Here is a 13,965-nt window from a genome sequence, read left to right as displayed (position 1 = left end):
CGCTTTGATGGAGCGTACAGGCTTCGCCTACGATTTTCCCCATGACAGCCTGTTGAGCGTCGGGGATCTCAACCCGCTCGACGTGCAGATGATTTTCGAGCGCGCCCGGCATCATTTCGACCAGGCGCGGCTCGGCGAGAAAGCGGGCAACAGCCTCAAAGGCCTGACCCAGATCAATCTCTTCTTCGAGAACTCGACCCGCACGCTCGCCAGCTTCGAGATCGCCGCCAAGCGCCTCGGCGCCGACGTGGTGAACTTCGCCGCCGGCAGCGCCTCGATCTCCAAGGGCGAAAGCCTTGACGACACCGCCCTGACCCTCGCGGCCATGCGCCCGGACGTGCTGGTGGTGCGCCACAAGGCGGCGGGCGCGGCAGCCCATTTCGCCCGCATCACCGGCCTTCCGACCGTCAATGCCGGCGATGGCGCCCATGAACACCCGACGCAGGCGCTTCTTGACGCCTTCACCCTGACCCGCCGCTGGGGCGAGGTCGGCGGTCGCCGCATCCTGATCGTCGGAGACATCCTGCATTCTCGGGTCGCCCGCTCGAACGTGTCGCTCCTGAACCTGCTCAACGCCGAGGTGCGCCTGTGCGGCCCGGCGACCCTGCTGCCCGCCGATGCGGATCGCTGGGGCGTGACAGTGTTTCATGATCTCGACGAGGCGCTCGAAGGCTGTGACGCAGTCATGGCGCTGCGCATCCAGAAAGAGCGCATGACCGGCGGTCTGATCCCGTCTGATCGCGAATACGCCGCGCTCTGGGGCCTCAACGAAGCGCGCCTCGAACGCGCCGCCCCAGATTGTCTCGTGATGCATCCGGGGCCGATGAACCGGGGCGTGGAGATTGACGGCGCGCTGGCGGACGACCCCGAACGCGCCCTGATCCTCGAGCAGGTGGAAAGCGGCGTCGCGGTGCGCTCCGCCATCCTCGAGCTGATCACGGGTCGCGCGCCCAATTCCACGATTGCGGACATGCGCAACCATGACGCCGATGGTCTGGGAGACGGGGCATGATGCTGTTTGAAAACGCCCGCCTGATCGATCCGGCGTCTGGCCGCGACGAGTTCGGCGCCCTGCGTGTGCGCGACGGCCTGATCGAGGAGATCGGTCCCGATCTCGTGGCGCACGACGACGAGCAGGTGATCGATGTGAAGGGCGCGGTCCTCGCGCCGGCCCTCATCGACATGCGCTGCACGGCCGATCCTGCTTCAACCGGCGCCCGCGGTGTCGATGCCGCGGCCCGCGCGGCGGCGGCCGGCGGCGTCGCGACGCTGGTGCTCTCGCCCGAAAGCGGCGGCGGGTTCCGCACCCCTGAAGACATTGCGGCGGTGAACGCGGCGGCGCTCACGAGCGCTGTCCGGCTCTATGCGGCCGGGCTCTGCGTCAGCTCACCTGAGGACATGGCCGAGATCGGTCTGATGCTGCGCGCCGGCGCGCTGTATCTGGGGGATGGCGGCCAGCCGGTGGCCGATACGCGCCTGGCGCGCCGGGTTCTGGCTTACGCGGGCGGGTTTGACGCCTGGGTCAGCCTGCGTCCGGAAGATCACGGCCTCAGCCGCGGCACGCTGGCGACCGAGAGTGATCTCTCCATGCGCCTGGGCCTGCCCTCACGGCCTGCGCAATCGGAAGCCATGGCGCTCAAGCGCGATGCATCACTGGCGGCCCTGACCGGTGCGCGCCTGATCTTCGACCGCGTCACCACGCGCGAGGCGCTCGACGCCGTTCGCGGGGCCCGCTCAGACGGTCTGGAAGTCGCTGTGACGGTTCCGGTGAGCCATCTCAGCTTCAACGAGATGGATACCGGCGGTCTGGACCCGCGCTACCGGCTGGAGCCGCCCCTGCGCAGCGAAAACGATCGTCAGGCGCTGATCGATGCGCTGAGCGACGGCCGTATCGACGCGGTGGTGTCTGACCACATCGCCCTGACCAACGAATCCAAGGCCCATCCCTTCCCCGAAGCTGCGCCCGGCTCCGCCACGCTGGAAGCTCTGCTGCCTGTTCTGTGCGGACTGGCTGAAGAGGGGCGCATGAGCCTCGCTGAAGCGCTGCGCCCCGTGACCTCCGGCCCGGCGGACATTCTCGGCCTCGAACAGGGACGACTTGAAGAGGGCGCACCGGCGGACCTTGTGGCGTTCGACCCCCGCGCCCCCTTCGTCTATGGCCGCGGCGCCCTGCAATGCCGCGCGCCAAGCGCCTTTTCCGGGCGCCGCCTGTTCGGTCGCACCTTGATCACGGTCGCGGAAGGCGCGATTATCCATCAACCGGAAGATGAGTAATGATGTTTGATCCCTGGTTCGCGGCGGCGCTGGTCGTCGGCTATGTGTTCGGTTCGATCCCGTTCGGCCTGCTGCTGACCAAGCTGGCCGGGCTTGGGGATATTCGCGCCATCGGCTCGGGCAATATCGGCGCGACCAATGTGCTGCGCACAGGCCGCAAGGATCTGGCGCTCGCCACGCTCATACTCGACTCAGGCAAGGCAGGTTTCGCCTGCCTGCTGTTCAGCTATCTCGCCAATCCCACGGCGGGCCTGATTGCGGGCGGCGCGGCCTTCTTTGGTCATTGCTTCCCGGTCTGGCTGAAGTTCAAGGGCGGCAAGGGCGTGGCGACCTTTCTCGGGGTGCTGCTGGCCGCCCACTTCCCCGTCGGCGCCCTGACCTGTTTTGTCTGGCTGGGCATGGCGCTGATGCTGCGCATGTCATCCCTGTCCGCGCTCACTGCAGCCCTCGCCGCCCCGGCTCTGGCCTATGCCTTCGGCCGTGAGGACGTCGCCATTCTCGCGCTCTTCCTCGCCGCGCTGCTCTACTGGCGGCATCAGGAGAATATCGGCCGCATCCTCAAGGGTGAGGAACCCAAAATCGGGGCCAAGAAGACGTGACGCGCCGGTCCCTCTCCCCGAGCGAGCGCGTGGACTGGCTTCGCCTGTCGCGCACATCGGGGGTTGGACCTGTCACTTTCGCCAAGCTGATCGAGCGCTTCGAAACCGCCAGTCGCGCCATTGACGCCCTGCCGGACCTTTCAAAGCGCGGCGGCCGCGCCAAGCCGCTGAAGGCGATCGCCCGCGATCAGGCCGAGGACGAGCTGGCCGACATCGAAAACTTTGGCGCGCGTCTGTTGTGCGCCTGTGAGGCGGAGTTTCCCTCAGATCTGGCGGCCCTTGATCCACCACCGCCGGTGATCACGGTCAAAGGCCCGCTCTTGCTCTCAGACAAGCCGGTCTGCGCCATGGTCGGCGCGCGCAACGCGTCCGCCGCGGGATTGCGCTTTGCAGGCGATCTGGCGCGGGGCCTGGGAGAACGCGGCGTTCTGATCGCCTCGGGGCTGGCGCGGGGCATAGACGGCGCCGCCCATGCCGCCAGCCTTGAAACCGGGACCATCGCCGTGCTGGCCGGCGGTCTCACCTCGATCTACCCGCCCGAGCACGAGGCGCTCTATCACGCCATCTCCGAACAGGGCCTGCTGGTGAGCGAGAGCCCGCCCCGCTACAGCCCGCAGGCGCGCGACTTCCCGCGTCGCAACCGTTTGATCTCGGGGCTCTCCCTGGGCGTTCTGGTCGTGGAGGCGGCGGAGCGCTCGGGCTCGCTCATTACAGCGCGATATGCGCTGGAGCAGAACCGCGAAGTCATGGCGGTTCCGGGCTCGCCCCTGGATCCTCGCGCCCGCGGCTCGAACCGCCTCCTTCAGGATGGCGCAGCGCTGATCCAGGGCGTGGAGGATGTCATCGACATCCTGTCCGGCGCGCGCCGCCCGAAACTCGAGGAACCCTCAGGCGCAGACTTTGAAGACGAGTTCGAGGATGCGCGCGCACTCGATGAGGCCGTGTCCGACATTCGCGAGCGCATCGCCGGGCTGCTGTCCCCCACCCCTGTCTCCCGCGACGAACTGGCGCGGCTGACCCGGGCGCCAGCGCGCGTCGTCCTGGCGGCGCTTGTAGAACTGGAACTGGCGGGCCGGTGTGAGATCTGGCCCAACGGCATGGTCTGCAGCGTCTAGGTTCGCGGGCCGCCGCTACGGGGTCGGCCATCGGGAAAGAAGGGGAACAAGGCAGCCGGATCCGCATCCGGATTGGTCAGGGGCGGCTTTCGGGTCACTTGCCGGCATTCCTGTTCAATCACATGCGCTGCTGTCGCCAGCATGACGGAGGAATTGCTCAGATCCGCCCTGTGCGCGAAATGGGACAATGCGGCGAGCATTTCGACAAGATAGCCCGCGGCTTCCTGGGTGGTCTTCTCGCGAAAGGCGGGATCGTCAGAAGCGCCGGGTGGGGACTTGGCCATAATCGTTTTGATTGCTCTTTGAACAACCCTGTGGGGAGCCGTAAACCTGTGCTCGCTTTCTGGCAAGCGTCAGCCCCATGTTGACAGGGTGATGAACTATCCCCACCTTCCGCCGCCATTGACCGGACCAGCCTTGACGCTGGACCGCATCACCCTGCTATCAGTGATCATATGAACGTCGTTGTCGTCGAATCCCCGGCCAAGGCCAAAACCATCAACAAGTATCTGGGGAGCGATTACACCGTGCTCGCCAGCTTCGGCCATGTGCGCGATCTGCCGCCCAAGGACGGATCGGTGCGTCCCGAGGAAGACTTCGCGATGGACTGGACCGTGGAGGGCAAGTCCAAGGAGCGCATCAAGGCGATCGCCGACGCGCTCAAGGACGCCGACACCCTGATCCTCGCCACTGACCCGGATCGCGAGGGTGAAGCGATCTCCTGGCACCTTCTCGAAGCGCTGCAGAAGCGCAAGGTGCTCAAGGACAAGCACGTCCAGCGTGTGGCGTTCAACGCCATCACGAAGAAAGCTGTCAGCGACGCCATGGCCAATCCGCGCGAGCTCGATATGGAGCTTGTGGAGGCCTATCTGGCGCGCCGTGCGCTCGACTATCTGGTGGGCTTCACCCTGTCGCCGGTTCTGTGGCGCAAACTGCCGGGCGCGCGCTCGGCGGGCCGGGTGCAGTCTGTGGCGCTGCGACTGATCACCGAGCGCGAAACCGAGATCGAGCGGTTCGTCAGCCAAGAATACTGGTCTGTGGACGCCGAGGTGAAGGCCGAGGGCGCCGATCAGCTCATCGCATCGAAACTGACCCGGTTTGAAGGCGAAAAGATCACCCGCCTGACCATTGGCGAGGAAAAGCGCGCCCGCGCCGCGGAAGCCGCCATCAAGTCGGCGAGCTTCACCGTGGCGGCAGTCGAGGCCAAGCCCACCAAGCGCAATCCGCCGCCGCCCTTCACCACCTCGACCCTGCAGCAGGAAGCGGCGCGCAAGCTGGGCTTTGACGCCCAACGCACCATGCGCACGGCACAGCGCCTGTATGAAGGCGTCAATCTGGGCGGCGAGACGGTGGGTCTCATCACCTATATGCGGACCGATGGCGTCTCCATGGATATGGGCGCGATGATGCAGGCGCGCGATGTGATCTCCGAGCGTCATGGATCGGACTTCGTGCCGGAGAAGCCGCGCTTTTACTCCACCAAGGCCAAGAACGCCCAGGAAGCGCACGAAGCCATCCGCCCGACGAGCTTCACCCGCCATCCCGACGAGATGCGCCTGGAGGCCGATCAGGCCAAGCTCTATGCGCTGATCTGGAAGCGCGCCGTGGCCAGTCAGATGGAAGCGGCGCAGCTTGAGCGGACCACCATCGACTTTGAGAACGCCGACCAGTCCCTCGCCCTGCGCGCCACGGGCACCGTCGTGACCTTCCCGGGCTTCTTCGCCCTGTATCAGGAAGGCCGCGACGACGAAGAGGATGAAGGCGAGAACCGCCTGCCAGCCGTAAAGCAAGGCGCGTCGGCGAAGGCCGAGACGACGCTGGCCGAACAGCATTTCACCCAGCCCCCGCCCCGCTATACCGAGGCCTCGCTGGTCAAGAAGATGGAAGAGCTGGGCATTGGCCGTCCGTCGACCTACGCCTCCACCCTGTCGGTGCTGCGCGACCGCGACTATGTCCGCATGGAAGACAAGCGCTTCAAGCCTGAGGACAAGGGCCGCGTGGTCATCGCCTTCCTGGAAAACTTCTTCGCACGCTACGTCCAGTACGACTTCACCGCGTCGCTGGAAGACCAGCTCGACAAGGTCTCGGCGGGGGATCTCGAATACAAGCAGCTGTTGCGCGACTTCTGGAAGGACTTCCACGCCTCCATCGAGGATATCGCCGATCTGCGCATTGGCGATGTGATCGACGCGATGAATGTGGCGCTGGCGCCGCTGATCTTCCCGCCGCGCGAAGATGGGTCCGATCCCAAGGTCTGCCCCAAATGCAATGAGGGCGCGCTGTCGCTGCGTCTGGGCAAGCACGGAGCCTTCGTCGGCTGCTCGAACTATCCTGACTGCCGCTATACCCGGCCGCTGGGCGGGGGCGAGCTCGACGCCGTCGCCGGTGATGGCGAGCTGGGCGAACATCCCGAGACCGGCGCCATGATCGTGCTCAAGGACGGTCGCTTCGGCCCGTATCTCGAAATGCAGGTCGAGGACGAGGACAAGCCGCGCCGCGGCTCCATTCCCAAGGGCTGGGATCCGGCGTCCATCACGCTTGAGAAGGCGGTCGCGCTGATCGACCTGCCGCGCAAAGTCGGCCCCCACCCCGAAGACGGCGAGATGATCGAGGCGGGCATTGGCCGCTATGGTCCGTTCGTCAAGCACGGCAAGACCTATGCGAACCTTGCAAACGCCGACGAGGTGTTCGAGGTGGGCCTGAACCGCGCCGTCGATCTGATCGAGCAGAAGAAAGCCAATCCGCGCGGTCGGGGCGGCGCAGCCGCAGCTCCGTTGAAAGAGCTGGGCGAGCACCCTGATGAGGGCGGCGCGATCAATGTCATGAGCGGCCGCTACGGCCCCTATGTGAAATTCGGCAAGATCAACGCCACCCTTCCCAAGGAGATGGACCCGGCCGAGGTCACGCTGGAGCAGGCGCTGGAGCTGATCGCCGCAAAAGCGGCCAAATCGCCTGCCAAGAAGAAGGCGCCGGCGAAGAAAAAGGCCTCGGCCAAGAAACCGGCGGCCAAGAAGGCGGATGGCGAGACCAAGACCGCCGCCAAGAAACCCGCCGCGAAGAAATCAACTGCCAAGAAAACCACCGCAAAGAGTACAAAGGCCCCGTCTTGAACGAAGATCCATACGCCCGCTTTGGTTTCACCAAGGACGCCCTTCACGAGGCGATCCGGCTGGGCGAAGGACGCTTCACCAAGCGTGAACTCGCCAAGGCTCTGGGACTGAAGGGCGACCAGCGGTCCGGCCTCAAGCTCGCTTTGCGCGAGCTCGAGGATGGCGGCGAGATCCGCAAGAATGAGCAGAAGGCCTATGAAATGGCCGACCAGCTGCCGGCGGTCACGGTGCTGGAAGTGATCGACCGCGATGTGGATGGCGAGTTCCTCTGCCAGCCGGTGAAGCCTGAGCTGCAAGGCCCGAAAATCATCCTCAAGCCCGGCGAACGTACGCGCGGCCCCGCTGCGGGCGTGGGCGACAAGATTCTCGCACGGCTTGCCCCGCTCAAGGACGAAGAGGGCTACGAAGCCAGCGTCATCAAGAAGCTGGGCCAGTCCGCGCACCGCATTCTGTGCGTGTTGCGCGACAATACCCGCGGCCCGGCGCGTCTGGTCCCGGTCGATCGACGCGCCCGTCACGAACTGGTGCCGGCCCGTGGCGAGACCAGCAAGGCTCAGGATGGCGATCTCGTCATCGTGCGCATCGCGTCCGAGCGTCGTCATGGTCTCAAGACGGCCATGATCGATGAAGTCGTGGGCCGGGCTGACAGCGCTCGCGCCGGCTCCATCATCGCCATGGCCGAACACGGCGTGCCCGATGGCTTTCTGGATGCCGAACTCAAGCAGGTCGATGCCATCGAGCCCGTCACCATGGGCAATCGAGAGGATCTGCGCGACATACCGCTTGTCACCATCGACCCGGCTGACGCTCGCGACCATGACGATGCGGTCTGGGCGGCGCCCGATGACGATCCGAAGAATCCGGATGGCTGGATCGTGATCGTCGCCATCGCCGATGTCGCCGCCTATGTCACGCCCGCCAGCCCGCTCGACAAGGGCGCGCGCAATCGCGGCGTCTCGGTCTATCTGCCGGACCGGGTGGTGCCCATGTTGCCCGAGCGCCTGTCCAATGATCTGTGCTCGCTGCGCGAGGGCGAGGAACGCCCGTGTCTGGCCGTGCGCATGGTTTTTGACCGCAATGGCAATCAGATCGGTCACCGCTTCATTCGCGGCTGGATGCGGTCCGCCGCCAAGCTGGCCTATGAAGAAGCGCAGGCCGCCATTGACGGAAACGGCACGGGCAAGGCGGAAACCCTGCTGGAGGACGTTCTCAAGCCGCTCTGGGGCGCCTATGAGGCATTGCGGCAAGCCCGCAAGCGTCGCGAGCCGCTGGAGATCGACGCGCCCGAACGCAAGGTGATCGTGGGCGAGGACGGCCGGGTCCAGGGCGTGCGCCTGCGCGAGCGCTTCGATGCGCACAAGCTGATCGAAGAGATGATGATCCAGGCGAACGTGGCCGCCGCCACGGCACTGGAGGCCAAGCACAGCCCCCTCATCTACCGCATTCACGATGAGCCGGGCTCTGAAAAGCTCGATAACCTCGCGGATTTCCTGCCCCATGTGGGCCTGAAATGGACCCGCGGCGAGCGCCCGACGCCGTCGCGCTTCAACACCCTGCTGCAGGCGGCTCAGCCCACCGACCATTACGAGACGGTCAATGAGGTGGTGCTGCGCAGCCAGTCCCAGGCGGTCTATGACACCGACAATATCGGCCACTTCGGACTTAACCTGGCCAAATACGCCCACTTCACCTCGCCCATCCGGCGCTATGCGGACCTGACCGTGCACCGCGCCCTGATCCGCGCCTACAATCTGGGCTCGGACGGCCAAACCGATGAAGAGCGTAGCCAGCTCCAGCGCATCGCCGAGGACACCACCTCGAATGAACGCCGCGCCATGGCCGCCGAACGTGACGCGGTGGACCGCTTCATCGCCGCCTGGCTGGCTGATCGCGTGGGGACGGAGTTTGAAGGCCGGATCACCGGCGTGACGCGCTTCGGGCTGTTCGTGCGCCTGCATGAAACCGGCGCGGACGGGCTGTGCCCGGTCTCTCGGCTCGGTCAGGAATACTACATGCACGACGAGGCGGCCCATGCGCTTGTCGGGCAAAGCTCGGGCGGTCGCTATCGGCTGGGCATGTTGGTGACAGTGCGCCTGGATGAAGCGACACCCGTGACGGGCGGGCTGTTATTCGACATTCTAACACCGCCTGAATCAGGAAAACCGCCCAAAGGGCGCGGACGCCCGCGCGACAAATACGAGCGCCGCGGCTCACCGCGCGCAAAGAAACACAATGCCAGACGCAAAAAACGATAAGAAAACAGCGCCTAAAACCAGTCCACGCCCGAAACTCGCCGCCTCGCTGCTGCTGCGCAGACAGCGCGCGAATGGCGAGATAGAACTCCTGTTCGGTCGGCGCTCGACCGGACATGTCTTCATGCCCAGCAAATATGTGTTTCCTGGCGGCCGCGTGGACCCCACCGACGGCTATGCGCCGCTGGCTGAAGAGCTCAATGACAAGACCCGCTCGGTGATGACGCGCGTGCTGACCGAACGCCGCGCGCGCGCCGCGGCGGCGGCGGCCCTGCGCGAAACGGCGGAAGAAACCGGTCTGATCCTGGGCAAGCCGGCGGAGGACGCCTGCACCTTCAAGGCGCCCTGGGCGCCGTTCGAGGCGGCCGGCGCGCAGCCCAACGCCGCGCCGCTGGACGTGATCACCCGGGCCATCACGCCTCCCCGGAGACCGCGCCGGTTCGACGCCTGGTTCTTCACCTGTGATGTGGAGCATGTACACGGCCCCGTAGACCTCACCAGCAATGGCGAGCTTGAGGATTTGCGGTGGGTCGGCCTGAGCGAACGCGACACGCTTGATCTGCCAATCGCCACGCAATATGTGATCGGCGAGCTTGAAGCCTGGCTCAAGGACCCTGCCCGCCCCGTGCGCTATCTGAAGAGCACGCGATCCGGTCCCAGGGTTGAAACCCTATGAGCGGGCGCCCGATCAATATGGCGACCATACTGCTGGCCGACCCGCATTCGCGCCAGATTGCGCTGGTGCGGACGGAAAACGGGTACGGCTTGCCGATGGCGCGGCCGGCGCGCGGCGACGGCCTCGACGCATTTGGCGGACCCGTGATCTCCCGCAAGCGCCTTGGATCGCCCGAAAAGCAGACCGGCGCCTATATGGACGCCGCCATTCGCGCGCTGTCTGAAGAGCTGGGCCAGCTTCTGGCAAGACCGCTCGCGTCTGATGTGCACGTGCCGGGCACAAACCCCTGGGCGCGCCTGACCCGTCACCATCTCCAGCCCGACCGCGACAGCCTGACCTATCTGGGCCGCGCGCTCGATCCGGCTGACGCAGAGACGCGCCGCCATGTCCGGGTATTCACCGCGCCTGTCGCCCGCATCTCCAACTCGGTCAAGCGCAGGGGCGGAGAGCGCATCGCCTGGGTCAATCCTGAAAGAGCGCCCGAGCTGCTCAGGGATGAGGCGCTCAATGTCTTTGCTGAAACCGCCCTGGCCTCGCTGGGCGGACGACCGCGCCCGCTGATGGTGTCATTCCGGGCGGGACAAAGGCAGGAAGTCCGGCTATAGGCCCGGCGATGATCGCCAGCTTCCTCACCTCGCCAGACCTTGCCCGCACCCGCTCGCTGATCGCGGCGATCTGCTGCGCCGCCCTCGCGGGATGCGGCTTCGGCCTGCTGATGCCGCTGGTGGCGCTCAATCTCGAGGCCATGACCGGCTCAGCCGCCATTGTGGGCACGAACGCCGCCGCCGCGGCACTCTCAACGCTTCTGGCGACGCCGCTCATCCCGGCGCTGATGGCGCGCACGCCGCCGCGTCAGACCGTGGTGATCTGCGCACTGATCACGGCGGCAGGGTTTGTCCTCTTTCCGGCCATGCCCGACCCCCTGGTCTGGTTCGGGCTACGCTTTGTCATGGGCCTGTCGGTGACGATCATCTTCGTCGCCAGCGAAACGTGGATCAATCAGCTGGCCAAACCCGAAAGCCGCGCCAGCCTGCTGGCGGTCTACGCCACCGTGCTGTCGGGTGGTTTCGGCTCGGGCGGATTGTTGTTGTCGCTACTGGGATCGGAAGGCTGGACGCCTTGGATCGCAGGCGGGGTGATCTATGCGCTGGGCGCGCTTCCGATCCTCATTCTGAAGGGCCCTCAGATCAAACCGCCCAGTCCGGACGAGGCCGGGCTTAAAAGCCTGCTGAGCGCCGGACGGCTTGCGCCCCTGGCGATTCTGGCCGGGCTGGTCTTCGGCGGACTTGAAACCAATGTCTTCTCGCTCATGCCGGTCTACGCCGAGCGGATCGGCATCGCCGAACAGGGCGTGGGCCTGCTGGTCGCCATAGGCGCCCTGGGAGCGATCGCCCTTCAGATCCCGCTCGGCAAGCTGGCCGATCGCACCGGCCGGGACCGCACCCTGTCGGGTGTGGCGCTGAGCGCCGTGATTCTGTCGGTCGCCATGGGGCTCGCGGGCGCGAATCTGTGGCTTCTCATCCCCATGGTCTTCTTCTTTGTGGGGGCCAGCAGCGCCTTCTACACCATCGGGCTCGCCATGATCGGGGAGCGCGTTCAGCCCGGCGCCCTCGCCTCGGCCAACGCAGCCTTCATCTTCGCCTATGGCCTGGGCTCGCTTCTGGGCCCGGCCCTGGGCGGCATTTCCATGGATATTGCAGATCCGTGGGGCCTGATGGCCGCCTTCGCCGCGATGGCCGGGCTGTACTTCGTTCTGTCTCTACTGAGCAAACAGCGTTCGCAGCATTGACAGCAGCGCAGGCGCGAGTATGTTCCGCGGCTCGTTGCGCCGGACTTGTGTCTGGCGCGCCAAGTTTTTGTGTACGGGTGCGCGACTATGGCCAAGCCGACTACCATCAAAATCCGCCTGAACTCGACGGCGGGCACGGGCTATTTCTACGTGACCAAGAAAAACGCCCGCACGATGACCGAGAAACTCGTTCTGAAAAAGTACGACCCGGTCGCGCGCAAGCACGTCGAGTTTAAAGAAGGCAAGATCAAGTAAGTCTGCGCTTCAGCGCGATTTATTGGTCTATCCGGATTGAGGAAAGCCGCCTGTTGGTTCAGGCGGCTTTTCGTTTTGCCTCGATCACCCGGTTCCGTCCGGACCGCTTGGCGTCATAAAGCGCCGTGTCCGCCCGCTCGATCAGCGCCTCGACGCTATCGTCCATGAAGGCTTCCGCCACGCCGACGCTCATGGTGACATTGATGATGTCGCCGGTCTCGCGCAGGGTCACGGGGGTGGCGCAGACCGCCAGACGGGCCCGCTCCATGGCGTCACAGGCTTCGCGCGCAGTGGTGTTGGAGAACACCACCAGGAATTCCTCGCCGCCATAGCGGCCGGCAATATCGATGGCGCGTAACTGCTCGTTCAGACGGGCGCAGATCTCCTTGAGCACCTGGTCGCCGGCATTATGGCCCCAGGTGTCGTTGATCCGCTTGAAATGGTCGATATCGATCAGCGCTGTGGTCAGCGGCTCATGATTGGCGCGCAGGCCATCGAGCGCCTGGCGCAGGCGCGACACTGTATAGCGACGATTGAACAGCCCGGTCAGCGCATCGCGCACCGACATCTCAAGGCTTTCATCCAGACGGTCCCGCAGGGCATCCGCATAACGCTTGCGCTTGAGCTGGGTGGCGCTGCGCGCAGACAGCTCGCCCGGATCGAGCGGGCGCGAAATCACATCGTTCACGCCCAGATCGAGCGCGCGCACCATGGTGCGCTTGTCCATTTCGTCGACCACGCCCAGAAGCGGCACCTGCCGTGTGTCCACGTCCGAGCGGATGCGCGCACACAGGCGCAAACCGTCAAAGCGCGGCGAGCTGAGATCAACGATTACAAGATCAGCGTGACGCGCCTGGGAAATGGCGATCTTGGGATCGCCATAACCATGCGCATCCAGCGTTGCGGGCAAGGCTCGGGCGATGCGGTGCGCGGCCGCCTGGTCGGCCGCCGCCACAATGACGCGACCGCCGCCATTGGCGGGCTCGAAGGGCAACATCTCAACGCCATTGCTCTCACGCTGGCGCAATTCATCCATGACGCTCGTCAGGCGCAGCAAGGAGCGCACCCGTGCAAACAGCGCCACATCATCCACCGGTTTGGTGAGAAACTCGTCTGCGCCGGCTTCCAGGCCGCGAATCCGGTCCGAGCGCTGATCCAGCGCGGTGACCATCACAACAGGAATATGCCGGGTTTCAGGGTCCGCCTTCAGACGGCGACAGGTCTCAAAGCCGTCCATGCCCGGCATCATGATGTCGAGCAGGATCACATCCGGTTTCTCGCACCGGGCCAGATCGAGACAGGTCGGTCCGTCCTGCGCCATCAAGACATCGAAATACTCAGCCGTCAGGCGTGCTTCCAGCAGGCGGCGGTTCGTCTCGATGTCATCAACGACCAGTATGCGCGCGCTCACCCGTGTCTCCTTCTAGTCGAGAAAGTCCCGAACCGTTTTGATGAAGGAGGCAACCGTGATCGGCTTGGACAGATAGCCCTCGCAGCCGCCTTCACGAATGCGTTCCTCATCGCCCTTCATGGCGAATGCGGTCACGGCCACCACGGGAATGGCCGACAATTCGTCATCATTCTTGATCCATTTGGTGACATCCAGCCCGGACACTTCGGGCAGCTGGATATCCATGAGGATCAGATCCGGCTTGTGCTCACGCGCCATATCGAGCGCCTTGAGGCCTTCGCTGGTCTGCACGGTCTCATAGCCGTGCGCTTCGAGCAGATCACGAAAGAGCTTCATGTTCAGCTCGTTGTCTTCAACGATCAGAACTTTTTTGGACATGACCTGCAGCATTATAACCGCGCTTTCCCCAATTCGCCCCGCCGTCTTTGCAGCGTGAGCGTTTTGACCATCCAGAGTGCATTTAACCCGACTTTCCTTAATCAAG

At 65.0% G+C, this 13,965-nt stretch carries 13 protein-coding genes; 10 read left to right on the top strand and 3 right to left on the bottom strand.

Annotated features, from left to right (window positions below):
• The first annotated feature begins 7 nt into the window (after positions 1–7).
• Genes OA2633_RS01390 through dprA form a run of 4 tightly spaced genes read left to right on the top strand, consistent with a single transcriptional unit; the run spans position 8 to position 3,988 of the window.
• The gene (locus OA2633_RS01390; protein ID WP_009800682.1) at positions 8–1,012 is read left to right on the top strand and encodes an aspartate carbamoyltransferase catalytic subunit; all 1,005 of its coding nucleotides are present in this window, start codon (positions 8–10) and stop codon (positions 1,010–1,012) included.
• Positions 1,009–2,274: a dihydroorotase family protein gene (locus OA2633_RS01385; protein ID WP_009800681.1), complete on the top strand. Its 1,266-nt coding sequence runs from the start codon at positions 1,009–1,011 to the stop codon at positions 2,272–2,274. Before OA2633_RS01390 ends, OA2633_RS01385 begins: the two co-directional genes overlap by 4 nt.
• Positions 2,274–2,873, top strand: a complete 600-nt coding sequence (gene plsY, locus OA2633_RS01380; RefSeq protein WP_009800680.1) for a glycerol-3-phosphate 1-O-acyltransferase PlsY — start codon at positions 2,274–2,276, stop codon at positions 2,871–2,873. Before OA2633_RS01385 ends, plsY begins: the two co-directional genes overlap by 1 nt.
• A complete protein-coding gene (gene dprA / locus OA2633_RS01375) occupies positions 2,870–3,988 on the top strand; it encodes a DNA-processing protein DprA (RefSeq protein ID WP_009800679.1) in 1,119 nt (372 codons plus the stop codon). Before plsY ends, dprA begins: the two co-directional genes overlap by 4 nt.
• Here dprA and OA2633_RS01370 read toward each other — a convergent pair.
• A complete protein-coding gene (locus OA2633_RS01370; RefSeq protein ID WP_009800678.1) occupies positions 3,985–4,272 on the bottom strand; it encodes a hypothetical protein in 288 nt (95 codons plus the stop codon). The genes dprA and OA2633_RS01370 overlap by 4 nt on opposite strands.
• A 171-nt stretch (positions 4,273–4,443) precedes the next feature.
• Between OA2633_RS01370 and topA the strand changes: the two genes are divergently transcribed.
• The 6 genes from topA (at position 4,444) to rpmG (ending at position 12,070) form a co-directional block, all read left to right on the top strand.
• Positions 4,444–7,098 (top strand): type I DNA topoisomerase, encoded by a 2,655-nt coding sequence (topA, locus tag OA2633_RS01365; protein ID WP_009800677.1) that lies wholly within the window; start codon positions 4,444–4,446, stop codon positions 7,096–7,098.
• A complete protein-coding gene (gene rnr, locus OA2633_RS01360; protein WP_009800676.1) occupies positions 7,095–9,353 on the top strand; it encodes a ribonuclease R in 2,259 nt (752 codons plus the stop codon). Before topA ends, rnr begins: the two co-directional genes overlap by 4 nt.
• Positions 9,331–10,026 (top strand): NUDIX domain-containing protein, encoded by a 696-nt coding sequence (locus OA2633_RS01355; protein WP_009800675.1) that lies wholly within the window; start codon positions 9,331–9,333, stop codon positions 10,024–10,026. Before rnr ends, OA2633_RS01355 begins: the two co-directional genes overlap by 23 nt.
• Before the next feature lie 17 nt (positions 10,027–10,043).
• Positions 10,044–10,631 carry a hypothetical protein gene (locus tag OA2633_RS15085; protein WP_156776031.1) on the top strand — a complete coding sequence of 196 codons (588 nt, stop codon included), beginning with the start codon at positions 10,044–10,046 and terminating at the stop codon, positions 10,629–10,631.
• Between the two features lie 8 nt (positions 10,632–10,639).
• The gene (locus OA2633_RS01345; protein ID WP_009800673.1) at positions 10,640–11,815 is read left to right on the top strand and encodes an MFS transporter; all 1,176 of its coding nucleotides are present in this window, start codon (positions 10,640–10,642) and stop codon (positions 11,813–11,815) included.
• Between the two features lie 87 nt (positions 11,816–11,902).
• Positions 11,903–12,070 carry a 50S ribosomal protein L33 gene (gene rpmG / locus OA2633_RS01340; protein ID WP_009800672.1) on the top strand — a complete coding sequence of 56 codons (168 nt, stop codon included), beginning with the start codon at positions 11,903–11,905 and terminating at the stop codon, positions 12,068–12,070.
• A gap of 58 nt (positions 12,071–12,128) precedes the next feature.
• On the opposite strand, the gene OA2633_RS01335 is transcribed toward rpmG, so the two are convergent.
• Entirely contained in the window at positions 12,129–13,481 is a 1,353-nt protein-coding gene (locus tag OA2633_RS01335; protein WP_009800671.1) for a PleD family two-component system response regulator, read from the bottom strand.
• A gap of 12 nt (positions 13,482–13,493) precedes the next feature.
• A complete protein-coding gene (locus OA2633_RS01330; protein WP_009800670.1) occupies positions 13,494–13,859 on the bottom strand; it encodes a response regulator in 366 nt (121 codons plus the stop codon).
• Positions 13,860–13,965 lie beyond the last annotated feature (106 nt).

The sequence above is a fragment of the Oceanicaulis sp. HTCC2633 genome (genome assembly GCF_000152745.1).
GTDB lineage: Bacteria > Pseudomonadota > Alphaproteobacteria > Caulobacterales > Maricaulaceae > Oceanicaulis.
The sequence above is the reverse complement of the archived record's forward strand: the minus strand, read 5'-3'. Positions and strand labels throughout refer to the sequence as shown.

Bases quoted from the DNA above. Each gene is read 5' to 3' on its own strand.
- OA2633_RS01370 (WP_009800678.1), bottom strand. From the start codon at position 4,272: ATGGCCAAGTCCCCACCCGGCGCTTCTGACGATCCCGCCTTTCGCGAG.
- topA (WP_009800677.1), top strand. From the start codon at position 4,444: ATGAACGTCGTTGTCGTCGAATCCCCGGCCAAGGCCAAAACCATCAAC.
- OA2633_RS01345 (WP_009800673.1), top strand. From the start codon at position 10,640: ATGATCGCCAGCTTCCTCACCTCGCCAGACCTTGCCCGCACCCGCTCG.
- OA2633_RS01355 (WP_009800675.1), top strand. From the start codon at position 9,331: ATGCCAGACGCAAAAAACGATAAGAAAACAGCGCCTAAAACCAGTCCA.
- plsY (WP_009800680.1), top strand. From the start codon at position 2,274: ATGATGTTTGATCCCTGGTTCGCGGCGGCGCTGGTCGTCGGCTATGTG.
- rpmG (WP_009800672.1), top strand. From the start codon at position 11,903: ATGGCCAAGCCGACTACCATCAAAATCCGCCTGAACTCGACGGCGGGC.
- OA2633_RS15085 (WP_156776031.1), top strand. From the start codon at position 10,044: ATGGCGACCATACTGCTGGCCGACCCGCATTCGCGCCAGATTGCGCTG.
- OA2633_RS01390 (WP_009800682.1), top strand. From the start codon at position 8: ATGGAGCGTACAGGCTTCGCCTACGATTTTCCCCATGACAGCCTGTTG.
- OA2633_RS01385 (WP_009800681.1), top strand. From the start codon at position 1,009: ATGATGCTGTTTGAAAACGCCCGCCTGATCGATCCGGCGTCTGGCCGC.
- OA2633_RS01330 (WP_009800670.1), bottom strand. From the start codon at position 13,859: ATGTCCAAAAAAGTTCTGATCGTTGAAGACAACGAGCTGAACATGAAG.